Raw genomic sequence first — 24681 nt, 5'->3', positions numbered from 1 at the left:
AGCGCTCTAGCAGTTGCTTCCCCGTGTCAGTGGATGCGCATTATAGGGATCTTCTGACACATGGCAAGGGCTTTTTTGATCTTTTATTTTAAGCGTCTATAAATGAGGCGATCTGCCGATAATTCAGCTTAATTGTCTATTTATTTTACGCTAATGCTTGTTCTATCCATTGGCCAAGCTTATTTAGCTGAGGTTCGCACACCCAATGCTCCATCGGATACTGTGACCATTGCACATTAAACCCTGCATCTGCTAATTGTCTCGCCGCTTCTTTACCTGCGGAAAAAGGGACTGTCATGTCTTGTTCGCCATGAGAGCTAAAGATAGGTGTTTTACTATTAATAGCCTGACTACCAAATGTTGGCAATGATTGTTCAGCTAAATAACATGAAAGACCTGCTATCCCTGCTACCTTTTGCTTAAGGCGTAGGCCTGTATATAGTGCAAGCACCCCGCCTTGCGAGAAACCAGCAATAATAATACGTTCTGATTTAATCCCACTATTGATCTGCTCTGCCACCAGCTGTTTTATCAGTAGTTCACTTTGTTGGAGTGTAGCAAGGTCTGCACGTCCTTCGAGATCCATTGTTTTGATGTCATACCATGAGCGCATCACATAGCCACCATTAATAGTGACAGGTTGTTGCGGTGCATTTGGGAAGACAAAGCGAATGCGATGATTCGAACTTAACTTTAATACAGGAACAACATCGGAAAAACCTTTTGCTGAATCCCCCAGTCCGTGTAGCCAAATAACCACGGCATCGGCCGTTTGTTTTGGCTCTTTGACAATTGACTGTAATTGCTTGGTAATAGTCGATGGCATTATGTTGGCTCGTGTAAAGTAACAACAACACCAGATTGACGCTCGATACTCTGAGTTATTAATGTTAATAACTCATCGCCGGTACGATTGTCGATCCACTTTTGGTCTGCTAATTCAAAATGATGACCATCAAATTTTGTCGCAACCCAAATTTGGTGTAGCGGCTCTTGGCGGTTAATAATGATTTGGCTGCCATCACTAAAGGCTAATTTTAACACCCCAGCTGATGTCTCATAATCAAAGTCGACCATCGCATCGTCTAGTGCTTCTTCAATGGCCATTAAGTAGTCGTCTACAATTTGGTGAAATTCGCTATCGTTCATATCATCCTCAAAAACATTGCTTTTCCTATATACAATGCGATTATAGGGCTAATTGAATTAATAAGCACCGGATAAAAGATGCTAAAACTTACAATATTTACTGTTTTGTTGATTTTATTATCTGGCTGCGGTCAAAAAGGGCCGCTTTATCATGACAAGCCAGAGCAACAAAAAAATCAGCCTCAACCTACGCAACAGAAAGAACAAAACTAATGGACTATTTTAACTTCAAACAACAACAGCTTTTTGCTGAAGAGATTCCAGTAACCCAATTAGCAGAACAATATGACACGCCACTTTATGTTTATTCTCGGGCAACTATAGAACGCCACTGGCATGCATTCGATCAGGCAGCAGGCGATCAACCTCATCTTGTTTGTTACGCTGTTAAAGCAAATTCAAACTTGGCCATCTTAAATACACTAGCTAAACTAGGTTCTGGCTTTGACATTGTTTCTATGGGTGAACTAGCTCGTGTATTAGAAGCCGGTGGCGACCCTCAAAAAGTTGTGTTCTCTGGCGTTGGTAAATCGGACCAAGAGATTCGTTATGCATTAGATGTTGGCATCTATTGCTTTAATGTCGAGTCTGTTCCTGAGCTAGAACGTATCAGTGCTATTGCTGCAGAACTTTCTTTAGTTGCGCCAATATCTATTCGTGTTAACCCCGATGTCGATGCGGGTACTCACCCTTATATCTCAACGGGATTAAAAGAAAATAAATTTGGTATTAGCATGGAAGATGCCATTGCCGCTTATCAGTTTGCTGCTCAGTCACCATCGCTAGCAGTAAAGGGGATCGACTGTCACATTGGTTCACAGCTAACGGAACTATTACCTTTCACCGATGCCCTAAAACGTGTCTTAGGGTTGGTTGAGCAATTGAAAGCGCAAGGTATTACGATTAGCCATATTGATGTTGGCGGAGGCTTGGGCGTTACTTATCAAGATGAAACACCTCCTCAACCAGCAGAGTATGCCAGTGCATTAGCTGATTGCTTAGTGGATCACCCTGAGCTAACTATTATTTTCGAACCGGGGCGTGCGATTATGGCAAATGCTGGGATATTAGTTTCTAAGGTCGAATACTTAAAAGAAACGCCTGACAAAAATTTTGCCATAATCGATGCCGCAATGAATGACTTAATCCGACCTTCACTATATAGTGCATGGCAAGAGATTGTTGAAGTTAAACAAACGACACAAGCCACTAAAAATTATGATGTGGTTGGTCCTATCTGTGAAACCGGTGACTTTTTAGGGAAATCACGTGATTTAGCCCTAAACTCTGGCGACTTAATTGCCGTACGTTCATCAGGTGCTTATGGTTTCACAATGGCATCAAATTATAACTCTCGAGTAAAGGCAGCTGAAGTCATGGTCGATAAAGATCGCGCCATCCAAATTCGCCAACGCGAAACTTTAGCTGATTTATGGCGAGGCGAAGCAAAGACAATTGATGATTAATAGCTTTTAACTGATCAGTTGTATAATTATAAGAAATTAAATGTTATTAAATTTTTCAAAGATGCACGGCCTTGGTAATGACTTTGTCATGGTCGATGCTGTGTCGCAGAATGTATTTCTGTCTAAAGAACAAATCATTCGCTTAGCGGATCGCCATACCGGTATTGGCTTTGACCAATTACTAATGGTTGAAGCTCCTTATGATCCCGATCTCGACTTTCATTACCGCATCTTTAATGCTGATGGTAGTGAAGTCGAGAACTGTGGAAATGGCGCTCGCTGCTTTGCCCGTTTTGTCCGCTTGAAAGGCCTAAGCAACCGTTATCGCTTAGGCGTCAGCTGTAAAGGCGGTAAGCTACAGTTAAAGCATGAACGAAATGGCTTAGTTACTGTTTCTATGGGGGTACCGCAATTCCAACCATCGAAAGTCCCTTTTCAAGCCAATAAGCAAGAAGCTAATTACATTCTTCGTACCGAAGAGCAAACTGTTTTATGTGGCGTAGTCTCAATGGGCAATCCACATTGTGTTGTTACTGTAGATGATGTAGACACAGCACCCGTTGATACACTAGGTCCTGCATTAACATCACATGAGCGCTTTCCTGAACAAGCTAATATTGGCTTTATGGAAATAGTTTCTCGTAACCACATAAAACTTCGAGTATTTGAGCGTGGTGTCGGTGAAACTCAGGCTTGTGGTACAGGCGCTTGCGCAGCTGTAGCCGTTGGCCAACAACAAGGTGTACTAGATCATACCGTTACCGTTGACTTACCCGGTGGTAGCCTCAAAATTAATTGGCGAGGAGATCGCAGCGTCTTGAAAATGACTGGTCCGGCGCAGCATGTTTATGATGGCCAAATTAAGCTTTAAATTAGATGCAGTTTTAACAACACAGTTGCGATAGTGAGTTTACGAGCATGAGTACAATACAAGAATTATCGGATCTACTAGATGAGTCAATCGTCGCAGAATATTTAGAGCAACACCCTGATTTTTTTCAGCGCCACCAGCAATTATTATCAAAACTAAGTTTGCCCAGCGCACAGCAGGGCGCGATCTCTTTAGTTGAACGCCAGCAGCAATTAATGCGCACTAAGATCAATTCATTAGAAGATGAAATTACCTCACTGATGTCGATTGCCGCGCAGAACCAAGCGCTATATCAAACATTCGCCAAATTATTCTTTGAATTATTACAGTGCAGTAACGTCATTGAGCTTAAGCACACATTATCGCAATACTTTAATGAGCAACTGTCATTAAGCCCAACCACTCTTTTCTTATATTCAACAGAGGCACCAACAGAGCTAGCGATAAGACGAAATGAGTTAGAGAACTTACTCGTACAGCGTCTTGGGCGTGCTAATCATTATTTTGGTCGTATCAATCAACAAGAGCAGCAATTATTGTTTAAGCAACCAATCATAGGGTCTGTCGCTCTAATCGCCTTAGGTAAGCATGGCGAGCAAGGATTATTAGCTATTGCCAGTGATGACCCGCATCACTTTCACCCCGAAGCGGACAACTTGATGCTGTCGCAATTATGTCGTTTAATCTCAAGCCTCATTCAGCGAATGCTTTAGCATTCGCTCAGTGCAATTATCTCACCATGCATTTTTATAAAACTTATCAGCGCCCCCTTGCCATAGGTTTCGATTTAGATGATACCTTATATGACAATCAACCGGTTTTAGCGCACGCCGAGCAACAGTTACAACAATATCTTCTGCAGCAATTTCCAAAAACTAAAAAACTAACACTTAATGACTGGCTACAACTACGCTTAACCGCGGTTGTCCACCAGCCAAGCTTAGCTCATGACATTTCATTATCCCGCCGAGTATCCATTGAACAAGGGCTACTCTCATTGGGTTATAGTGTTGATGAAGCAGTGATGGGTAGTCAACGAGCGTTAAGCGTATTTTTACAATGGCGCAATAAAATCACCATTACACCAAACACTCTCAACACATTAACTGAACTAGGTAGACAGTTTCGCTTATTTGTTATTTCAAACGGGAATGCCGACATTCACAAACTGGGGCTAGGTCATTTATTCGAATTTGCACTCCACCCTAATCAACACTGCCCGATGAAGCCTGCCCAGTGTTTATTTACTCAAGCACAACAGCGGTTAGCACTCCCCCAACAATCAATACTATATATTGGTGACCACCCGATCTCAGATATTGTTGGTGCAAATAACGCAGGCTGGCAAAGTGGTTGGTATAATCCAACACAACAATTAATTCAGCACAGAAAAGGGTCGCTGCAACTCCCAACATTTGAACTGTCGACTATTACTCAACTAAAACAATTACTCAAATAGCGTTATCGTCACACCCTATATTTAAACCACAAACAGTGTATTTACGTACAGTGTTTGCTATAGTTGAGCCATTATTCAACAACAAGAACTTTAATGATGGACGTTTCCTTACTACTCGATGGCTTAAATGATAAACAGCGTGATGCCGTGGCAGCACAACCAGGCAATCAGCTAGTATTAGCAGGCGCTGGTAGTGGTAAGACTCGGGTATTAGTTCATCGCATTGCATGGCTATTAAAAGTAGAGCAACATTCAACGTTTTCTATTCTAGCAGTAACCTTTACCAATAAAGCGGCTAAAGAAATGCGCTATCGTGTTGAGAGCCTGCTGGGCGATCAACTGGGTAAAATGTGGATCGGGACCTTTCATGGTATTGCCCATCGCTTGTTGCGTATGCACTATAGCGAAGCTAAGTTACCTGAGAACTTTCAAGTGATCGACTCTGACGATCAATTTAAAATGCTTAAGCGCATTTTAAAATCAATGAACCTTGATGAGAAAAGCTTTCCACCACGCCAAGTACAGTCGTATATCAACAGCCATAAAGATGAAGGGCTCAGACCTAAGCATATTGAAACTTATGGCGATGCGTATGAAACAACCATGCGCGATCTGTATAAAACCTATCAAGATGCCTGCGATCGTGCCGGCCTAGTCGACTTTGCTGAATTACTACTGCGCGCACATGAGTTATGGCTAAATAACCCACAAGTACTAAGTCATTACCAACGACGCTTTAGCAATATTCTGGTCGACGAATTCCAAGATACCAATAACATTCAGTATGCGTGGATTAAGATGCTGGCGGGTCAGCACAACAATATTATGATTGTTGGCGATGATGACCAATCAATCTATGGGTGGCGCGGCGCTAAAGTTGAAAACCTACAACGCTTTTTAACCGATTACCCTAAAGCGCAAACCATCAAGCTTGAACAAAACTATCGCTCCACCTCAAATATTCTTGAAGCTGCTAATGCAGTGATCAGCAATAACACTGAACGCTTAGGTAAAAAATTGTGGACCGAAGATAACAAAGGCGACCCCATTTCTCTTTATGCTGCATTTAATGAATTAGACGAAGCTCGATTTATTAGTAATAAAATTAAAGAATGGCACGAGCAAGGTGGTAACTTAGAAGAAGTGGCTATCTTATACCGCAGTAATGCTCAATCACGCGTGATTGAAGAAGCGTTACTAGCACAACAATTGCCTTATCGTATCTATGGCGGTTTACGCTTCTATGATCGTCTAGAGATAAAAGATACCTTAGGTTATTTACGTCTAATGAGTAATCGCGATGATGATGCGGCATTTGAGCGTGTGGTTAATACTCCTGCGCGTGGTATCGGTGCAACCACCCTAGATAAACTCCGCCATAATGCCCGTCAACAAGGGATGACATTATGGCAAGTGAGTAAATTACTACTTAGTGAAAAGATACTGACTGGGCGTGCGGCCAATGCAGTAAAAGGCTTCCTGTCTTTAATCGAACAATTAGAAGATGATAGTGCCGAAATGAGTCTGCGCTCAATGACTGACTTTGTGGTTAATCACAGTGGCTTAAAAACCATGTATCAAAATGAAAAAGGCGATCGTGCCCAAGACCGTATCGAGAACTTAGATCAGCTATTAACGGCTATGAATGATTTTATTATTCCAGAAGAAGCGGAAGAAATGACGCCATTAAACGCCTTCTTATCTCATGCAGCACTTGAATCAGGTGACTCTCAAGCCGATGAATATGACGATGCGGTACAACTAATGACGATGCACAGTGCCAAAGGGCTCGAGTTCCCAATGGTATTAATCGCTGGTGTTGAAGAAGGTATGTTCCCAAGTACCCGCACCATGGAAGAGCCGGATAAAATGGAAGAAGAACGCCGTCTCGCCTATGTTGGGATCACGCGGGCGATGAAAAAGCTCTATATTAGTCACGCCGAGTCGCGCCGTTTATACGGCCAAGAAAAGTTTCATAAACCATCACGTTTCATTCGAGAAATCCCCAGTGAGCTCGTTGACGAAATCCGCTTAACCACCCAAGTGTCTCGACCAACACAGTACAATCGCTTTAATCAAAGCCAAGAGCAGTTTAACGAAACAGGTCTCAGTTTAGGTCAACGTGTAACACATAGTAAGTTTGGTGATGGTACGATTATTAATTATGAGGGTAGCGGCGCACAATCTCGGGTTGAAGTGAGTTTCGATGATGTCGGAACAAAATGGTTATTTGTTGCCTACGCCCGACTTGAAGTGATTTAAACTACCCGTTAAATAATTGGGTTAACTAAAAGCGCGAGTGTTTAACTGGCGCTTTTTTTGTTTTGGCATGCAAATTTGAGAGGCTTAAGCACGAATGTTGATAAACTGTGACTTAAACAAAAAGCCTTGCACATAATCCACCCCAATCTCTTGAGCAAAGGCGAAGTCTTCCTCAGTCTCAACACCTTCTAAAATAAGTGGTTTATTAGCCGCCTTGGCATAAGAAATCAACGCATCAAGTAACGTTAAAAATGCTGGCCGATGGCGGTTTAGCATAACGTAGCGATCAAACTTAATGTAATTGACTCGCTCTAATACCAGCGTCGAGAGCATCGAGTGTTCGTTACACACATCATCTAACGCAGTCTTGATATTGTTTTCCTTCATCAGGTTAATCATTTCCAGACTTTTTCTCGCATCACTAATTTCTGAGTTTTCGATTAACTCAACCACCAAGGTCGTGTGATACTCTTTAAACAAATTAAGAAATGCATTTGGCTCATCATGTCTGTCACACACAAAGTATGAATCTTGATCGAGGTTAACAAATAATCGATGTGAGTGAGGAGCATTAGCCAATTGTAACTTCTTCTGCGCTAGCTCCACCTGATATAAAGATAATGGATTATCATGTAATGCGGCAAAGACATGATCGGGGCGAATAGGCTTGTCCGAACAATTATAAAATCGCGCAAGCGCTTCGTAAGCAAACACCTCTTTATTTCGAACGTCAATAATAGGTTGATACTCTACGCCAAAATTCTTACTTTCAATTAAATGAACCAATTGCACCGTAGAGAGCATGGTATCGTTAATACACACTGATACTTCCTTAAATAAACAGTAACGATTGCGACACATAATGAATGATAATTATTTTCACTACAAGTGAAAATCCGGCTTGACCAGTTGATAGGCTACTATGACAGCACTCTCAAATATCCAGAGCAGTCTGAACTGTGAAGTCTCGTTTTTACCCGCTACAATATAAACAATTACCTCCAATTTAATGACACCATGAATACACTGCCAATTTTATATAGCTTTAGACGATGCCCGTACGCTATGCGTGCGCGTATGGCAATCTACCTTAACGACACCACAACAGAGTTACGTGAAGTCGTTTTAAAAGATAAGCCACACTCATTACTAGAATATTCTCCAAAAGGTACTGTGCCAGTGCTCGTGCTAGCAGATAGCCAAGTAATTGAGGAAAGCCGTGAAATTATGGACTGGGCCATTAACAATGCAGCTAGTCCGACTTTGGCATTGGCGACAGCGACGCAGGTTGAATTGATTGACTACAATGATAATGATTTTAAGCAACAACTCGATCGTTATAAATATTTTGACCGCCATCCTGAGCACACGCAGAGCGAGTACCGAAAGCAAGGCGAGTTTTTTCTACAAAGACTAGAACAAATGCTGACCGAACAAGATTTCTTATTCGGTGATAGCTATAGTTATGCTGACATCGCAATATTTCCTTTTATTCGTCAATTTGCTCATGTTGATAAAACTTGGTTTGATGCTGCTCCCTACCCTAGGCTCCAACAATGGCTGTCGAGCTTTCTAGCCATGCACGCTTTCGCGCAAGTGATGACAAAGTTTCCGCAATGGCAACCTAATCATGAGGTTTGTCACTTTCCTGCCACTGAGGTTGCATAATGATTTGTATTGCTCACCGTGGCGCTCGAGGCTATGCACCTGAAAATACCCTAGCCGCTATCGATGTGGCATTAGAACAGGGCGCAACATGGATTGAAATTGATGTTAGAGCACATTCAGGTCAAGTCATTGTATTACACGATGAGTACCTTGATCGCACCACCAACGGCCACGGTCATATTGAACACTATAGCTTGAACGAATTACGCCAGTTAGATGCAGGCAACGGTCAACAAATCCCCTTATTAAATGAAGCAATTGAACTTGTTAATCACCGCGCAAAAATAAATATTGAATTAAAAGATGCTAATAGCGCAGCGTTGGTTCTCGCATTAATTGAACAATATGTGAGTCGAGGTTGGCAGTATCAAGATTTTTTAGTCTCTGGCTTTTTTCATCATCAACTACAATGGATAAAGCAACAGCAACCACAATGTCGTATTGGCGCATTAAGCGCTGGAGTTATGCTTGGGTATGCCGAGTTTGCACAGCAGCTTAACGCTTGGTCAATTAACCTCTGTGCTCAGTCGATTAATCAACAAATAATTGATGATGCTCACCAGCGCGGCTTAAAGGTATTTGTTTATACCGTCAATAATCATCTACAGTTTGACGAGTTTGCTGCGATGGGAGTCGACGGTTTATTTACTGATTACCCTGAGCGAATGCTACACTGGCTCGATGAGCAAGCGTTATCATTACCCGGCTGATAACGCTTGCTTTTTCCTGCGATGATTCATTAAACCATCGTAACTATAAACAATAAGAGCCAGCCAAATAAAGCCAAAGGTTATCGCTTTTTCCATTGAAAAGGCTTCTCCATAAACAAAAACTGCCAATAGCAGCATTAGACTCGGCCCAATATATTGAATAAAACCTAAAGTTGATAATGGTATTCTGATAGCAGCCGCTGAAAACGCTAATAGCGGTAACGTTGTCACTACACCCGCGGCAACCAATAATAGGCTATAAGTTAAGTCACTCATCAGTAATTCAATCGAGCTATGATCAATTAACCATAAATAAGCTAAAGCAACGGGTAATAAGAACAACGTTTCTACAAACAAGCCACTCAACGCATCGATATTAATTTTTTTTCGCAGGAGACCATAAATACCAAATGAGCTAGCTAATGCCAACGACACCCAAGGTATAGATCCGAATGAAATCAGCTCAACCAACACGGCTATGGCGGCAAGAGCCACAGCAGCCCACTGTAATCGTCGCAGTTTTTCTGCTAAGAAAACCGTACCTAACAAAATGTTAAATAGGGGATTAATATAATAACCTAGCGACGCATCAAGCATTCGATCATTATTGATAGCCCAAATAAATAATAACCAGTTAAAAGCAATAATGACGGAAGTCACCGCCAGTAAGAGGATTTTTTTTCGCTGAGCAAATAACTGCTTGATATTACTAAAACCGCGCATTAGTGCAATTACAATTAATACAAAAGCAAAAGACCATACTACTCGGTGTAATAAAATGTCGACAGCGCCAATATCGCCTAGCGCTTTAAAATAGAGTGGCGCAATCCCCCACATGATATAGGCGCTAAAAGCGAACATTAGCCCATGTTTATATCGTTGCTCAGCTAGCATAGCACTACCCTTAAAAAAGAAAGCCGATAGTTTAAAGGGTAATCTACGACAAAGCTATTAATGAGATAGCTCCGTTCTTCCGCGAATGTAATCAAAAGGGTTGGAGAGGCAACAGAGTGACCGTTATTTACTGGTGTGCAGTAAAAAAAAAGCACCATCAAATGATGGTGCCGCAAATAATCACTTACAGGAAACATGAGAGAGATAACTCAATGTCAATTTAATAGAGCAGCATAATCTTTATTAGTTCAATATTTATTTAATTAATTTTGATCTACGCTGATTTATTTACTCAGAGTATTTAGAAAGTGAACTGCATCAAGTACACTAGCGGGTAATTTAGACAATGAGAACCTGACAATGAGCAACACCGATAATGAAACAACCCATTTTGGCTATGAACAAGTAAAGGTTGAAGAAAAAGCCACCAAGGTCGCTGACGTTTTTCATTCCGTTGCCGCTAAGTATGACATTATGAATGACTTAATGTCATTTGGTGTTCATCGCTTATGGAAGCGTTTTGCCATTGATTGTTCCGGTATTCGTCCTGGCCAGAAAGTATTAGATCTAGCCGGTGGTACAGGCGATTTAACGGCCAAATTTTCTCGTGTTGTTGGCGACAAAGGTCAGGTCGTATTAGCTGATATAAATGATTCGATGCTTAAAGTAGGTCGTGATAAGTTACGCGATCTAGGTGTCGTATCTAACGTTGATTATGTGCAAGCCAATGCAGAAGCATTGCCATTCCCAGACAATACATTCGATCTTATTACTATTGCTTTTGGGCTACGAAACGTCACCGATAAAGATAAAGCGTTACGTTCAATGTACCGTGTATTAAAGCCTGGTGGACGCCTCTTAGTATTAGAGTTTTCAAAGCCAAGCAATGAACTTCTCTCTAAAGCTTATGACATGTATAGCTTTAACTTACTACCAACAATGGGAAAAGTCATAGCTAACGATAGTGAGAGTTATAAATATTTAGCAGAATCTATTCGCATGCACCCAGATCAAGCGACATTACAAGGCATGATGGATAGCGCTGGTTTTGAACAAACTCAGTTTTATAATTTAACTGGCGGTATTGTTGCATTACACCGTGGTTATAAGTTCTAAGGTTGCGTCATGCCCTTCCCTACTTTAATCAGTGCTGTTGTTGAAACAGCACTCAACCATCTACTTACATTAGATAGAACCCACCATTTACGGATGCAACCATTGCTAGGAAAGACCATTGCCGTCACCCTAGCTGAATATAAGCAGCCTCTATATTTTCACTTTAGTTCAACAAAAATCGATGTGCTCAATCGTTATGAAGGTAAGTGTGATGTTGAATTAGGATTAGCCTTAAACACGCTTGCAGCCTTAAAAAACACGCCGAATATCAGCGAACTGATAAAACAAGATCAGCTAGTTATTCAAGGTGATATCAAAGTTTTACAACAGTTTGCCGACTTAGTAACGGAATTAGACATCGATTGGGCTGAACTTTTGTCACACTACACGGGAGACCTAGTTGCACATCGAGCGACTTTAGGTGTTAAAAAAACCTTATCAGGCCTCCATCATAAAAGCCTGGAAAGTAAACAACAGTTAGCCGAGTATTTGTCACAAGAAAAACGGCTCGTTTTAGGCCAGCTAGAATTTGTACACTTTAGCGATCAAGTCTCAGAACTAGAGCAGCGTACAGAACGTTTACTACAATTAACTAACTCTCTTGGAACGCATTAATGAAGTTCTCTCGCCTACGCCGCTTTTATCAATTAAATAAAGTTTTCTTTCAATATGGATTAGATGAATTCATTCCATGGCACTTATTGCCTTGGTATGCACGTGCTGGACGTTATTGTTTCTTTTGGCTCACCAATCAACACCAAGATAAATCCCAAGCCGAACGCTTGCGCTTAAGCTTAGAAAAGCTCGGCCCCGTTTATATAAAGTTTGGCCAAATGCTGTCTACTCGCCGCGATTTACTCACTCCGGAACTAGCCAAAGAGTTAAGTAAGTTACAAGATAATGTCGCGCCATTTCCTAGTGAGCAAGCGATAGAGCTGATTACAAGAAACCTTGAGCAACCTATTGAGAAAGTATTCGATCATTTTGATTCAGTTCCCCTCGCCAGCGCATCGATTGCACAAGTGCATACTGCAACATTAAAAGAAACGCAGCAGCAAGTCGTCATCAAGGTTATTCGTCCTGAGATTACTAACATCATAAAGAGTGATACCGATTTAATGGCAACCTTTGCCAAGCTATTGACCAAGGTATTACCACAACACAGTGAGCGATTGCGCCCAGTCGAAGTCGTTGAAGAGTATCGTCGTACCATTCTCAATGAATTGGACATGAGTAAAGAGGCAGCCAACACTCAGGTGTTACGCAGTAATTTTACCAACTCAGATTCATTATACATCCCTGAAATATACCCAGAGTATTGCTTTAAAAACATGCTAGTCATTGAGCGTATCTTTGGGATACCTGTTGCAGATATTGAACAATTAAAAGCACAAAACACGGATCTTAAACTATTAGCGGAACGTGGTGTTGAAGTCTTCTTCACTCAAGTCTTCCGTGATAGTTTCTTTCATGCAGATATGCACCCAGGCAACATCTTTGTTTCTAAAGAGACACCCCATAATCCAAAGTACATCGGCATTGATTGTGGCATTGTAGGGACATTAAACAAAGAAGATCAGCGCTATCTTGCGGAAAACTTTGCCGCCTTCTTTAATCGTGACTATCACAAAGTTGCAACGCTTCACGTGGATTCAGGGTGGGTACCCAGTGATACCAATGTTGAAGAATTTGAGTTTGCTATTCGTCATGTTCTCGAACCGATTTTCGCTAAGCCGCTAGCTGAGATATCCTTTGGCCATGTATTAATCAACCTGTTTGATACGGCTCGTCAATTTAATATGCAAGTTCAGCCTCAACTAGTGCTGCTTCAAAAAACTTTACTTTATATTGAAGGGCTTGGCCGCCAGCTCTACCCAGAACTCGACTTATGGCAAACCGCCAAACCGTTTTTAGAGCGCTGGCTTAAAGAGCAGATGGGGCCGCAAGCGTTTTACCAAGCAGTAAAAGCGAACGGGCCATTTTGGCTAGAGAAGATGCCTGAACTGCCAAATTTAGTTTATGACAGTTTAAAGCGTCAGCAAAAGCAGCAAGCACAATGGCAGAAGAATCAACAGCGATTACTGCGCAATCAACACCTACAACAGCGGAGCCAGTTCTTTTTAATTATTGGCAGCTGCCTGCTGCTATCAAGTACGCTACTTTACCTTCATGATAAGAGCGATGGCTTATTGCTAGCAACAAGTATTGGTTCAATCTTTTGTTGGTTTAAAGCATGGCAAGATAAAAGCAGCTATACAGACTAGTCAAAAAACGATTAGAATAGGTGTAATTAAGTTTTTATAAGAATAACTGGAGCCGTTATGGGTAACATTGGAATTTGGCAATTATTGATTGTTGCTGTGATCATCGTTTTATTATTTGGTACAAAAAAATTACGTAACTTAGGTAGCGATCTGGGTTCTTCTGTAAAAGGCTTTAAAAAAGCGATGAACAATGATGAGTCACAGTCTTTAGATAACAAAACCGCTGATACAACAGCGACTAAAGAGCAGGCTGAATCGGTAGAAAACAAAAAAGAGCAGGTTTAACTCTTTATGTTCGATATCGGTCTGTGGGAGCTCATTGTCATTGGTATTTTAGGGCTTATTGTTTTAGGTCCTGAACGGCTACCAACAGCGGTTAGAACTGTGTCAGGCTGGATTAAAACCACACGACGAATGGCCCAAAACGTTAAGAATGAGCTTGAACAAGAACTTGAAATTGAAAAGTTACACAGCGATTTGAAAAAAGCTGAAAGTATCTCTAGCGATCTTAATAGTGAGGCGATTCCTGAAGAGTTAAGGAAGTCGGTTCAAACATTACAACAGGCCGCCCAAGAAGTTACTCGCCCCTATGAAACTAAACCGAGTAACTCGACTCCTCCAGCTAAAGAATAATTATGTCAACGTCTTCGCAACCGCTTATTTCACACCTAATGGAACTTAGGAATGGTTTATTAAAAGCCATTTTTAGCGTTCTGCTCATTTTCATCGGTCTCGTCTATTTTGCGAACGATCTTTACATATACGTTTCACAACCATTAAAAGAGCAATTGCCCGAAGGGACGTCAATGATTGCGACAGGGGTGACATCATCATTTTTCGCTCCTTTTAAGTTAACCTTGATGTTGTCATTTTTTATTGCAATTCCTTTTGTGCTCCATCAGATCTGGAGTTTTATCGCCCCAGCGCTCTATAAGCACGAAAAACGTTTGGTTTTACCTCTTTTATGCGCCAGCACAATCTTATTTTATGCAGGTATAGCCTTTGCCTATTATGTGGTTTTTCCAGTGATATTTGGTTTTTTCACTAGTGTAGCTCCTGAAGGGGTCACTATTGCGACAGATATCGAGAGTTACCTAGACTTTGTTCTTAAGCTATTTTTTGCTTTTGGTTTTGCCTTTGAAATTCCTATTGCGATTATCTTAATGTGCTGGGCTGGTGTCACTACACCAGAAAGCCTTAAAGCAAAACGTCCCTACGTTGTAGTGGGTGCATTTGTAGTTGGTATGTTATTAACACCACCTGACATTATTTCTCAATCGATGCTCGCAATTCCAATGCTTATATTATTTGAATGTGGCTTACTCATTGCTTCACTCTACCGCCCAAATACTGACAACAACACCGTCGAAGAGTAGGTTTTATTTATGAAATTGTTATCACTATCAATCACTGTATTACTACTAATTGCATTTAATGCATCTGCAAAAAGTACTCAAGATAAAATACAACACTGCGCTAAATTTGAAGATAATAAAAAGCGCTTAACATGTTTTGACTCACTAGTAATAAAAAAGGAAAAAGCACCTAAAGGTAAAGAGGTCTCGCTAGCTAAGTCAGAAGTAATACTAGAGACGGCTAAACCAAAAGCAGTGGTAAATGTAGCTGAACCCAAAAAACTTACTCAACAGTTTGGTTTCGAGTCAAAAGTTATTACACAAACACCGGAATCGCTAACGTTTACAGTACAAAAAGTCCAAAAAAATCCTCATGGAAAATTAAAGATTACCTTTAAAAACGGTCAAATTTGGCAACAACGAGACTCCAAGCGTTTCCGTTTAAAGACAGATGAGCAGGTTATTGTGTCAAAAGGAGCCTGGGGCTCATTCTTTCTTCAAAAACCAACAGCCAATAGCCGTATCAAGATCAAGCGACTTAAATAATGCCTGAGTCTTATATAGATATAGCTGTCAACATCAGTAATGGTCCGCTAGAAACTCGCGTCGAGCAAATCATTGAAGAGGCAAAAGCGGTTAATGTTAATCATTTAATCGCTTTGGGCTGTAACATTGTCAACACTGAAAAAGCCATTTTATTAAGTAAGCGGTTCCCAGGTTCAATTTACGCAACAGCAGGTATTCACCCGCATGATGCAAAAACTTTTGATCAACATTCTATCGCTCAACTATCAGCTTTTGCACAAGAGCCGACAGTAGTCGCATTGGGTGAGTGCGGTTTAGATTTTAATCGTGATTTTTCTCCGAGACCAAAACAAGAGTATGCATTTGAAGCTCAACTAGAGTTAGCAGCTACCCTAAATATGCCTATCATCATGCATCAACGAGATGCTCACGACCGCTTTATTACAATTTTCGAACGATATAAAAGCGATATATCTAAAGGGGTTGTTCACTGTTTCACTGGTGAAGAAAGTGAGTTAAACGATCTATTATCTCTGGATTTACACATAGGCATTACGGGATGGATTTGTGATGAGCGGCGCGGGTTACACTTATTAGAGAGTGTTCACTTAATCCCAGATAACCGTTTGATGTTAGAAACGGATTCCCCATATTTAATTCCGAGAGATTTGAAACCAAAACCCAAATCGCGTAATAATGTACCGGCAAATTTGCCTCATATAGCAGCACGCGTAGCGCAAGCAAGGGGTCAATCGTTAGAGCAGCTATCAAAGAACTGCTATAAAACCACTAAGCAATTTTTTGACATTAAATAAAACAAAGGTTAACTAGATGTCTCGATTAACACTGCATTTAATATTATTAATCGTTACAACCTTCACCTGCTTAGTGTCATTTTCTTCATGCGTTATCGCCGTAGAAAAAAACTCCGCCATCAATGTTGATGAATTAGTCATAGAGCGCCTTAATAGCGACCATAATCAGCTTTCGTTTTCTCAAGTTAGCAAACTACATAATGATCAATGGCATCATGCAGCACGAGACAAGACACTAAGAGCAGCTAATCAATGGATTAGGTTTACGTTGAAATCTGAACATTTCCAACACGGTTCAGAGCCCCTCTTATTAGAAATAAGCAACCCATTAATCAGTAGCATTGAAGTTCACTTGATAGATGAGCAGCAACATAGCAGTTTCATCGCTGGTACTGATCACCCTGTTTCATTTCGCCCGTTACTAACACGAACTTTACTATTCCCTTTACCAAAACCTAATGGAAAGATGCTAACGGTTTATCTAAACTCGAAAGATATTGCGGCATACTCCTTACCATTTAGGTTTATTACCTTTACCGATGCCAGTGCCGAAAGTGAAGCATCTAGTATTACAACAGGCATGTTAATAGGTGGACTGCTAACGATATTAATGTGCTGCGTATATGTGTATTCAGTAAACTTAAAAAGAATTTATGCTAATTTCGGTGCCTATATCGTAACCTTACTCTTTTTGCTATTAGCGATCGAGGGGTATTCAAGCTTTTACTTATGGCCAGACTTTGCATGGATGCATAATATTTCCACGCCATTGTTAATCGGCGCCGCATGCTATTTCCTTATTACAATCTCTCTGTCAATTCTAAAGCTAAAAAGCCTATTACAGGTGAAAGTTTATCGAATGTTCACTTGGTTTGGTTCAGCTACCGTATTAATAAGCTTATTGACCTTAGTGCTACCAGAGCAGCTAGACTTTTACCTCGGCGTAACACTTTTTTACTTATCTGTAGCCGCAATCACGTCAATGCAGATTATAAGCCTACGAAAAGGCGAACAACCTTCCAAGCTTTTTTTGGCCTCCTTCATCCTCTTGATTGCAGCTTTTAGCTTAAAGTTAATGCAGGTAATCGGCTTGATTACGTTTAATCCGATAGTTAACAATCTTTTCCAAATCGGCGTTTTTGCACACGTATTAGTCCTTGCAGTCCAGCTAGCAGAAGAGTTTAATAACAAACAATATAAGCGTATCAAGAAACAACAACAGCAGATCATCACACACCAAAGGCTTGCAAAAGACTATTTAGAACAACTTACTGCTCATCAAGAAGAGCAAGACACATTAGAAGCCACTGTTGATGAACGTAACTTCGAACTTAATATGACTCTCTTAGAGCTTCAGGAAAAAAATCGCCAACTCGAAGAGCAAGCCACTAATGACGCCCTCACTGGAGCAAAAAATAGAAAGTTTTTTGACCAACGGCTAAGTGCTGAGTATCGACTCAGCCGCCGTCTGCTCACTCCACTTTCGATGCTGTTGTTAGATGCTGATAAGTTTAAAGATGTTAACGATACTTACGGACATCTAGCCGGTGATGATGTTTTAGTCGCCATTAGTCAAATTGCAAGAAATGCATTAAGTCGGCCTAATGATTATGTTTGTCGTTATGGTGGGGAAGAATTTGCGATATTGTTATCAAATACTGATAGCAAAGGGGCAGAAAAAGTTGCTGAACTAATTAGACAGAAAATCGAAAGCACTAAAATAAAAACAGAATCTGCACAACTAAACGTGACTGTAAGTATAGGAGTATCAACTATCATCGTTGATGCTGAAACGCCAGAAACCGCTTTATTTTCAGCAGCAGATAAAGCGCTTTATCAGGCAAAAAATTCAGGTAGAAATCAAGTTGTTGCCGCTTAAATATCAAAAAACTAAGGAGTAAAGTGTGAACCTCGTTACTGGAAGTTACCCGAACCGCCGTATGCGCCGCTTAAGAAAACATGACTTTAGTCGCCGTTTAATGTCAGAAAATAATCTGACGGTCAATGATTTAATTTATCCAATGTTTGTGGTTGAAGGTAAAAATCGCCGTGAAGAAGTAGAATCGATGCCTGGTGTATATCGCATCTCGATTGATTTATTAGTAGCTGAGGCAGAAGAGTTAACATCACTTGGGATCCCCGCTATTGCTTTGTTTCCTGTTACCCCTGCGGCGTTAAAATCGCTGGATGCTGAAGAAGCCTATAACCCTGAAGGCCTGGCTCAAAAAGCAGTTAGGGCCGTCAAATCAAAATGCCCTGAACTTGGGGTTATTACAGATGTCGCCTTAGACCCATTCACTATTCATGGCCAAGACGGAATAATCGATGAAGATGGCTATGTGCTCAATGATGTAACCACTGAACTACTAGTCAAGCAAGCACTCTCTCATGCTGAAGCAGGAGCGGATATGGTCGCGCCATCAGATATGATGGATGGGCGTATTGGCGCAATACGACAAGCGTTAGAAGAAGCCGGATACATTAACACCCAAATCATGGCCTATTCAGCAAAATACGCTAGTGCCTATTACGGTCCTTTTAGAGACGCAGTAGGTTCTGCAGGCAACCTTAAAGGCGGTAACAAGAAAAACTACCAAATGGACCCGGCAAATAGCGATGAAGCAATACATGAAGTCGCTTTAGATATAGCTGAAGGCGCTGACACTGTAATGGTTAAACCAGGCATGCCATATCTTGACATTGTACGTCGAGTGAAAACTGAATTAGCAGTTCCTACGTTTGCATATCAGGTCAGTGGTGAATACGCGATGCATAAAGCTGCTGCACAGAATGGCTGGTTAGATGAGAAGTCTGTTGTGATGGAATCATTGTTGTGCTTTAAACGTGCCGGAGCGGACGGTATTTTGACTTATTTTGCTAAAGATGTAGCTAAGTGGTTAAAAGAAGATTAAGACCGTTATTTTGAAGCAGAAAGCGAGTAAGTTACTCACTTTCTGCTTCCGTTTTCAAAAAAGTAATTAAACAGCTCGAAGACTGATCAAATTGAAGTCAGTTAAGATTTCAGCAGTGCTGAACTTCTCTGTTCTGTTAATAACCACCGCTTTGCATTTTTTTGCTCTATTAATGTATATTGCCAAAAATGATCGTAAGAAAGACCATCCGTTATAGTCACTGTTTTATAGGTTTTAACATCACCAAGACTAGCCGCCGGTTCATTAGAAGACTCGATGCTCAATAATGTTGTAAGGCTTGAAGGGGCAAGCTGTTTTGAGGTTGTTACTTTTTTTGTGTGCTGATCAAGACCATTGAAAGGTTGATAAACGACCGTAAACGAAAGGTGCCGATTAAAGTCCGACGATGACATCGCAGCAACGTCTGTATACCGCTTACCATCAATGTCTGCTTTAGATTCAACATCACCTGCTGTGGCAAAACCTGCGTTAGCAGAAGAAAACAGAATCAACCCAGCTAGACCAAATACTTTATTCATTTCTTATCCTTGTAATATAACTTCCTGAAAGTATTTTCGACTATATATCAAACTCTAAAGTAAAGATAGTGGATAGTGGATAGTGGATAGTGGATAGTGGATAGTGGATAAAAACTGAAATAAAAGTGAGCATAAAAATCAAACATAAAAAAACCCAGCCGAAGCTGGGTTTTTTAAGTGGCTTAGCTAAAAGCTAAACCTGAAGAAATTAATCTTCTGAAGACTCTACTTCTTGTTCAACTACTGGGCGGTTAACTAGCTCAATGTATGCCATTGGAGCGTTGTCACCAGCACGGAAGCCGCACTTAAGAATACGAGTATAACCGCCTGGGCGATCTTCATAACGTTTACCTAGGTCGGTGAACAATTTGCCTACAACCGCTTTATCACGTGTGCGGGCAAATGCTAAACGACGGTTAGCAACGCTGTCACTCTTAGCGAGTGTGATTAATGGTTCAACTACGCGACGCAGTTCTTTTGCCTTTGGCAAAGTTGTCTTGATAACTTCGTTTTCTAACAAAGATACCGCCATGTTACGGAACATAGCTTGACGGTGACTGCTGTTACGGTTCAGTTGACGTCCACTCTTACGATGGCGCATGACCTTATCCTTTTAACTAAATCTTGTTCGACTATAACAATCTATAAAAACTATAGGCTGTCAGCGATACTAGCCGGTGGCCAGTTTTCAAGGCGCATACCTAAAGATAGACCGCGTGAAGCAAGAACATCTTTAATTTCAGTAAGCGATTTCTTACCAAGGTTAGGAGTTTTAAGTAACTCAACCTCAGTACGCTGAACTAAATCACCAATATAGTGAATAGCTTCGGCTTTCAGACAGTTAGCCGAACGAACTGTGAGTTCTAGATCGTCTACAGGACGCAGCAGGATCGGATCGAACTCTGGTTTCTCTTCTTTCTCTTCTGGCTCAGTTACATCACGTAAATCTACGAATGCATCTAATTGCTCAGCTAAGATCGTTGAAGCACGACGAATCGCTTCTTCAGGATCAAGAGTACCGTTAGTTGTCATATCAATTACTAACTTATCTAAGTCAGTACGTTGTTCAACACGAGCTGATTCAACGTTGTAAGCGATACGAACAACAGGGCTGTAAGAAGAGTCAACTAACAAACGACCAATAGGACGTTCTTCATCTTCGTCAGATTGACGAGCTGTAGCTGCTTCATAACCACGACCCATTTCAACCTTGATACGCATGTTAACTTCGCCATCATTAGTTAAATGACAAATTACGTGTTCAGGGTTTACTATTTCAACATCACCATCATGGGTGATGTCACCTGCAGTCACAGGGCCTGCACCACTCTTGGTGAGTGTCAACATAGCTTCAGTTTTACCTTCAAGCTTAATAGATAAGCCCTTTAGGTTTAGCAAAATCTCAAGTACGTCTTCTTGAACGCCCTCTTTAGAGCTGTACTCATGAAGTACACCATCGATCTCAACTTCGGTCACTGCACAACCAGGCATTGAAGATAGTAAAATGCGACGTAGCGCATTGCCTAGTGTATGACCAAATCCACGCTCTAAAGGCTCTAAAATAACCTTTGAACGGGTAGCACTGACTTGCTCGATATCGACCAGCCGTGGCTTTAGAAATTCTGTAACAGAACCCTGCATTGTGTCCTCTCTTATTATTAGCTCTACTTAGAGTAAAGCTCGACGATCAGCTGTTCGTTGATTTCCGCAGACAAATCACTACGTTCTGGAAGGCGTTTAAAAGTACCTTCAACTTTAGTGCTGTCAACTTCAACCCAAGCGCTTGGCTCGCGTTGTGCGGCCAATTCTAATGAAGCGGCAATACGTGCTTGCTTCTTAGATTTTTCGCGAACGCTGATTACGTCGCTAGGCTTAACGTTATACGACGGAATGTTTACTACTTTACCGTTTACTAGAATAGCTTTGTGGCTAACTAGTTGACGTGACTCAGCACGTGTAGAGCCGAAGCCCATGCGGTAAACAACGTTATCCAGACGACCTTCAAGGATAACTAATAGGTTTTCACCTGTGTTACCTTTTAGACGTGCTGCATCTTTATAGTAGTTACGGAATTGCTTTTCTAATACACCGTACATACGACGTACTTTTTGCTTTTCACGTAATTGAATACCGTATTCTGATAGACGGGTTCTGCGCGCTCCGTGAACACCAGGCACTTGCTCGATGTTACACTTAGAGTCGATTGCACGAACGCCACTCTTCAAGAAAAGGTCAGTACCTTCTCTACGGCTTAGTTTGAGTTTTGGACCCAAATATCTTGCCATGTTTCTTCTCCAACTTGCCTAAGACGTCTTAAACGCGACGTTTCTTAGGTGGACGACAACCATTGTGCGGAATAGGTGTAACATCAGTGATGTTAGTGATCTTGTAACCCACTGCATTTAATGCACGGATTGCTGATTCACGACCTGGTCCCGGACCTTTTACGAATACTTCAATGTTCTTTAAACCGTATTCTTTCGCAGCTTCACCTGCACGCTCAGCAGCAACCTGTGCAGCGAACGGAGTTGATTTACGAGAACCACGGAAGCCAGAACCACCAGATGTTGCCCATGAAAGAGCGTTACCTTGGCGATCAGTCAACGTAATGATTGTGTTGTTAAAAGAAGCATGGATGTGTGCCATGCCGTCTGCGACTTGCTTACGTACGCGCTTACGAGAACGTGATGGAGTTTTAGCCATTATTTATCCCGCCTACTTCTTAATTGGTTTACGAGGACCTTTACGAGTACGAGCGTTAGTCTTAGTACGCTGTCCACGTAGAGGCAAGCTCTTACGATGACGCAGACCGCGGTTACAACCGAGATCCATTAGTCGTTTAATGTTCATAGAAACTTCACGACGTAAATCACCTTCAACGGTGAATTCGCCAACGGCGTTACGTAGAACATCTAATTGTGTTTCGTCTAATTCCTTGATCTTAACATCTTCAGCAATACCCGTTTCTGCACAAATAGCTTGTGCACGAGTAAGACCGATACCATAAATGGCAGTCAGTGCGATTACTGTGTGTTTGTGATCAGGAATGTTAATGCCAGCGATACGGGCCACTGTAGCACTCCTCTAAGTTTAATGGACTGGGGTCGAAAAGCCCGTTAGGATACTCGACCTCATGTCAGTTTGCAAATAATATTTGCACCAAGTTTAATTAAGCAACTTGGTGCAATATCTGACGATATTAGCCTTGACGTTGTTTATGTCTAGGTTCTACGCAAATTACGCGAACCACGCCATGGCGTTTGATAACTTTACAGTTACGGCAGATTTTCTTTACCGATGCACGAACTTTCATATCATTACTCCGATATATATTCTTAAGTTGTCAGCCTATCGGCCAACACCTTTAAGATTTGCTTTTTTCATGACCGAATCATACTGATGAGACATCAGATGGGTCTGAACTTGAGCCATGAAATCCATGATTACCACAACCATAATCAATAGCGATGTGCCACCGAAGTAGAATTGTACATTCATAGACATGGTCATGAATTCTGGTACCAAACAAATAAAGGTAATATACAACGCACCCGCGAAGGTTAAACGTGTCATTACTTTATCAATGTATTTTGATGTTTGCTCACCAGGGCGAATTCCTGGAACAAATGCACCACTTTTCTTCAAGTTATCTGCAGTTTCACGCGGATTGAAAACAAGAGCCGTGTAGAAAAAACAGAAGAAGATTATAGCAGCTGCATAAAGCATTGAATACAGTGGTTGCCCCGGCGCAATTGCCAGAGAAATATCAGCTAGCCAAGTCAAACCTTCTGTTTGACCAAACCATTGACCCAATGTACCTGGGAACAGGATGATGCTTGATGCAAATATTGGTGGGATAACACCCGCCATGTTTACCTTTAACGGTAAGTGTGTGCTTTGCGCTGCAAAAACCTTACGGCCTTGCTGACGTTTCGCATAGTTTACCACAATGCGACGCTGCCCGCGCTCGACGAACACCACAATATATGTGACGGCGAACATAATTCCGGCCAATAACAATGCCAGTAGTATATTTAAATCCCCTTGACGCGCTTGCTCAACTGTTTCGCCTAGTGCAGACGGTAGACCGGCAACAATACCGGCAAAAATTAAGATTGAGATACCGTTACCGATACCACGCTCTGTAATTTGTTCACCTAACCACATCAAGAACATTGTACCTGTTACCAAACTCACTACTGCTACAAAGTAGAAAGCAGGGCCTGGATTAGCTACAAGTCCGTTGATAAGGTTTGGCAACCCCGTTGCAATTCCGATTGCTTGGAATGTTGCCAACACTAATGTGCCCCAGCGAGTATATTGACTGATCTTACGGCGACCAGCCTCACCCTCTTTTTTAAGCTCTGCCATAGCCGGATGTACCACGGTCATTAGCTGCATGATAATACTTGCAGAAATGTATGGCATGATCCCTAAAGCAAAGATAGAGGCACGTTCAAGGGCACCACCTGAAAACATGTTAAACATGCTCAGGATAGTTCCTTTTTGCTGTTCAAACAGCTGGGCTAGTACAGCGGCGTCAACACCAGGAATTGGCACAAATGAGCCGGCTCTGAACACGATAATCGCGCCTAAAACGAACCACAAGCGTGCTTTCAATTCTGAAAGACCACCTTGCGCACCTTGTAAATCTTTTCCTGGCTTAGCCATCAGCT

30 protein-coding genes are annotated in these 24681 nt (G+C 41.5%); 18 read left to right on the top strand and 12 right to left on the bottom strand.

Translation table 11 applies throughout. The features are described from left to right. Positions 1-145: 145 nt before the first annotated feature. Both Q8W26_RS12720 and cyaY read right to left on the bottom strand, forming a co-directional pair. A complete protein-coding gene (locus tag Q8W26_RS12720; RefSeq protein WP_101213156.1) occupies positions 146-826 on the bottom strand; it encodes an alpha/beta hydrolase in 681 nt (226 codons plus the stop codon). After that, positions 826-1149 (bottom strand): iron donor protein CyaY, encoded by a 324-nt coding sequence (gene cyaY / locus Q8W26_RS12715; RefSeq protein ID WP_101213157.1) that lies wholly within the window; start codon positions 1147-1149, stop codon positions 826-828. The genes Q8W26_RS12720 and cyaY overlap by 1 nt, the downstream gene beginning before the upstream one ends. A 78-nt stretch (positions 1150-1227) precedes the next feature. Here cyaY and Q8W26_RS12710 point away from each other — a divergent pair, with 78 nt between their 5' ends. From Q8W26_RS12710 to uvrD, 6 genes are all read left to right on the top strand, one after another. Then, complete coding sequence (locus Q8W26_RS12710; RefSeq protein WP_101213158.1) at positions 1228-1362, top strand: lipoprotein; 135 nt, start codon at positions 1228-1230, stop codon at positions 1360-1362. After that, positions 1362-2615: a diaminopimelate decarboxylase gene (gene lysA / locus Q8W26_RS12705; RefSeq protein ID WP_101213159.1), complete on the top strand. Its 1254-nt coding sequence runs from the start codon at positions 1362-1364 to the stop codon at positions 2613-2615. The genes Q8W26_RS12710 and lysA overlap by 1 nt, the downstream gene beginning before the upstream one ends. 40 nt (positions 2616-2655) lie before the next feature. Continuing rightward, positions 2656-3486, top strand: a complete 831-nt coding sequence (gene dapF / locus Q8W26_RS12700; RefSeq protein ID WP_101213160.1) for a diaminopimelate epimerase — start codon at positions 2656-2658, stop codon at positions 3484-3486. A gap of 47 nt (positions 3487-3533) precedes the next feature. Continuing rightward, the gene (locus tag Q8W26_RS12695; protein WP_101213161.1) at positions 3534-4199 is read left to right on the top strand and encodes a DUF484 family protein; all 666 of its coding nucleotides are present in this window, start codon (positions 3534-3536) and stop codon (positions 4197-4199) included. Beyond that, positions 4160-4945, top strand: a complete 786-nt coding sequence (locus Q8W26_RS12690) for an HAD-IA family hydrolase (protein WP_101213162.1) — start codon at positions 4160-4162, stop codon at positions 4943-4945. The genes Q8W26_RS12695 and Q8W26_RS12690 overlap by 40 nt, the downstream gene beginning before the upstream one ends. A gap of 96 nt (positions 4946-5041) precedes the next feature. Then, entirely contained in the window at positions 5042-7207 is a 2166-nt protein-coding gene (gene uvrD, locus Q8W26_RS12685; RefSeq protein ID WP_101213163.1) for a DNA helicase II, read from the top strand. Between the two features lie 84 nt (positions 7208-7291). Here the strand turns inward: uvrD and Q8W26_RS12680 are convergent, their stop codons facing one another. Further along, positions 7292-8029 (bottom strand): EAL domain-containing protein, encoded by a 738-nt coding sequence (locus Q8W26_RS12680; protein ID WP_305473572.1) that lies wholly within the window; start codon positions 8027-8029, stop codon positions 7292-7294. Positions 8030-8224: 195 nt separating this feature from the next. On the opposite strand from Q8W26_RS12680, the gene Q8W26_RS12675 reads away from it, so the two are divergent. After that, a complete protein-coding gene (locus Q8W26_RS12675) occupies positions 8225-8875 on the top strand; it encodes a glutathione S-transferase (protein ID WP_101213164.1) in 651 nt (216 codons plus the stop codon). After that, entirely contained in the window at positions 8875-9585 is a 711-nt protein-coding gene (locus tag Q8W26_RS12670) for a glycerophosphodiester phosphodiesterase family protein (protein ID WP_101213165.1), read from the top strand. Before Q8W26_RS12675 ends, Q8W26_RS12670 begins: the two co-directional genes overlap by 1 nt. Here Q8W26_RS12670 and rarD read toward each other — a convergent pair. Then, entirely contained in the window at positions 9574-10479 is a 906-nt protein-coding gene (gene rarD, locus Q8W26_RS12665; protein WP_101213166.1) for an EamA family transporter RarD, read from the bottom strand. The two genes, Q8W26_RS12670 and rarD, sit on opposite strands and share 12 nt — an antisense overlap. Before the next feature lie 360 nt (positions 10480-10839). Here rarD and ubiE point away from each other — a divergent pair, with 360 nt between their 5' ends. The 10 genes from ubiE to hemB are packed head-to-tail and all read left to right on the top strand — an operon-like array spanning position 10840 to position 19466. After that, the gene (gene ubiE, locus Q8W26_RS12660) at positions 10840-11595 is read left to right on the top strand and encodes a bifunctional demethylmenaquinone methyltransferase/2-methoxy-6-polyprenyl-1,4-benzoquinol methylase UbiE (protein ID WP_101213167.1); all 756 of its coding nucleotides are present in this window, start codon (positions 10840-10842) and stop codon (positions 11593-11595) included. 9 nt (positions 11596-11604) lie between these two features. Beyond that, a complete protein-coding gene (locus tag Q8W26_RS12655) occupies positions 11605-12210 on the top strand; it encodes an SCP2 domain-containing protein (RefSeq protein ID WP_101213168.1) in 606 nt (201 codons plus the stop codon). Further along, on the top strand, positions 12210-13859 hold the full coding sequence (ubiB, locus tag Q8W26_RS12650) for a ubiquinone biosynthesis regulatory protein kinase UbiB (RefSeq protein WP_101213169.1): 1650 nt from the start codon (positions 12210-12212) through the stop codon (positions 13857-13859). Before Q8W26_RS12655 ends, ubiB begins: the two co-directional genes overlap by 1 nt. Before the next feature lie 57 nt (positions 13860-13916). After that, positions 13917-14144, top strand: coding sequence for a Sec-independent protein translocase subunit TatA (gene tatA / locus Q8W26_RS12645; RefSeq protein ID WP_101213170.1), 228 nt, complete (start codon positions 13917-13919; stop codon positions 14142-14144). Between the two features lie 6 nt (positions 14145-14150). After that, positions 14151-14492, top strand: a complete 342-nt coding sequence (gene tatB, locus Q8W26_RS12640; protein WP_101213171.1) for a Sec-independent protein translocase protein TatB — start codon at positions 14151-14153, stop codon at positions 14490-14492. Positions 14493-14494: 2 nt separating this feature from the next. Further along, positions 14495-15235, top strand: coding sequence for a twin-arginine translocase subunit TatC (tatC, locus tag Q8W26_RS12635; protein WP_101213172.1), 741 nt, complete (start codon positions 14495-14497; stop codon positions 15233-15235). A gap of 9 nt (positions 15236-15244) precedes the next feature. Continuing rightward, complete coding sequence (locus Q8W26_RS12630) at positions 15245-15760, top strand: hypothetical protein (RefSeq protein WP_101213173.1); 516 nt, start codon at positions 15245-15247, stop codon at positions 15758-15760. After that, entirely contained in the window at positions 15760-16554 is a 795-nt protein-coding gene (locus Q8W26_RS12625) for a TatD family hydrolase (RefSeq protein ID WP_101213174.1), read from the top strand. Before Q8W26_RS12630 ends, Q8W26_RS12625 begins: the two co-directional genes overlap by 1 nt. A gap of 16 nt (positions 16555-16570) precedes the next feature. Further along, entirely contained in the window at positions 16571-18433 is a 1863-nt protein-coding gene (locus Q8W26_RS12620) for a diguanylate cyclase (RefSeq protein WP_305473570.1), read from the top strand. Between the two features lie 25 nt (positions 18434-18458). Next, positions 18459-19466: a porphobilinogen synthase gene (gene hemB, locus Q8W26_RS12615; protein WP_101213176.1), complete on the top strand. Its 1008-nt coding sequence runs from the start codon at positions 18459-18461 to the stop codon at positions 19464-19466. 101 nt (positions 19467-19567) lie between these two features. Here hemB and Q8W26_RS12610 read toward each other — a convergent pair whose 3' ends face one another. From Q8W26_RS12610 to secY, 8 genes are all read right to left on the bottom strand, one after another. Continuing rightward, positions 19568-20005 carry a hypothetical protein gene (locus tag Q8W26_RS12610; RefSeq protein WP_101213177.1) on the bottom strand — a complete coding sequence of 146 codons (438 nt, stop codon included), beginning with the start codon at positions 20003-20005 and terminating at the stop codon, positions 19568-19570. Between the two features lie 208 nt (positions 20006-20213). Beyond that, positions 20214-20606 (bottom strand): 50S ribosomal protein L17, encoded by a 393-nt coding sequence (gene rplQ / locus Q8W26_RS12605; protein ID WP_101213178.1) that lies wholly within the window; start codon positions 20604-20606, stop codon positions 20214-20216. A gap of 50 nt (positions 20607-20656) precedes the next feature. Further along, positions 20657-21646, bottom strand: a complete 990-nt coding sequence (rpoA, locus tag Q8W26_RS12600; RefSeq protein WP_101213179.1) for a DNA-directed RNA polymerase subunit alpha — start codon at positions 21644-21646, stop codon at positions 20657-20659. 23 nt (positions 21647-21669) lie between these two features. Continuing rightward, on the bottom strand, positions 21670-22290 hold the full coding sequence (gene rpsD, locus Q8W26_RS12595; RefSeq protein ID WP_101213180.1) for a 30S ribosomal protein S4: 621 nt from the start codon (positions 22288-22290) through the stop codon (positions 21670-21672). A gap of 28 nt (positions 22291-22318) precedes the next feature. Then, entirely contained in the window at positions 22319-22708 is a 390-nt protein-coding gene (gene rpsK, locus Q8W26_RS12590) for a 30S ribosomal protein S11 (protein WP_101213181.1), read from the bottom strand. Between the two features lie 12 nt (positions 22709-22720). After that, complete coding sequence (rpsM, locus tag Q8W26_RS12585; RefSeq protein WP_101213182.1) at positions 22721-23077, bottom strand: 30S ribosomal protein S13; 357 nt, start codon at positions 23075-23077, stop codon at positions 22721-22723. Positions 23078-23204: 127 nt separating this feature from the next. Further along, on the bottom strand, positions 23205-23318 hold the full coding sequence (gene rpmJ, locus Q8W26_RS12580; RefSeq protein WP_101213183.1) for a 50S ribosomal protein L36: 114 nt from the start codon (positions 23316-23318) through the stop codon (positions 23205-23207). A 35-nt stretch (positions 23319-23353) separates the two neighbouring features. Continuing rightward, complete coding sequence (gene secY / locus Q8W26_RS12575) at positions 23354-24676, bottom strand: preprotein translocase subunit SecY (RefSeq protein ID WP_101213184.1); 1323 nt, start codon at positions 24674-24676, stop codon at positions 23354-23356. Positions 24677-24681: the final 5 nt, after the last annotated feature.

The sequence above is a fragment of the Psychrobium sp. 1_MG-2023 genome (assembly GCF_030689115.1).
Classification (GTDB): Bacteria; Pseudomonadota; Gammaproteobacteria; order Enterobacterales; family Psychrobiaceae; genus Psychrobium.
Note: the sequence above shows the minus strand (reverse complement) of the source record. Positions and strands in the feature narration are given on the sequence as shown.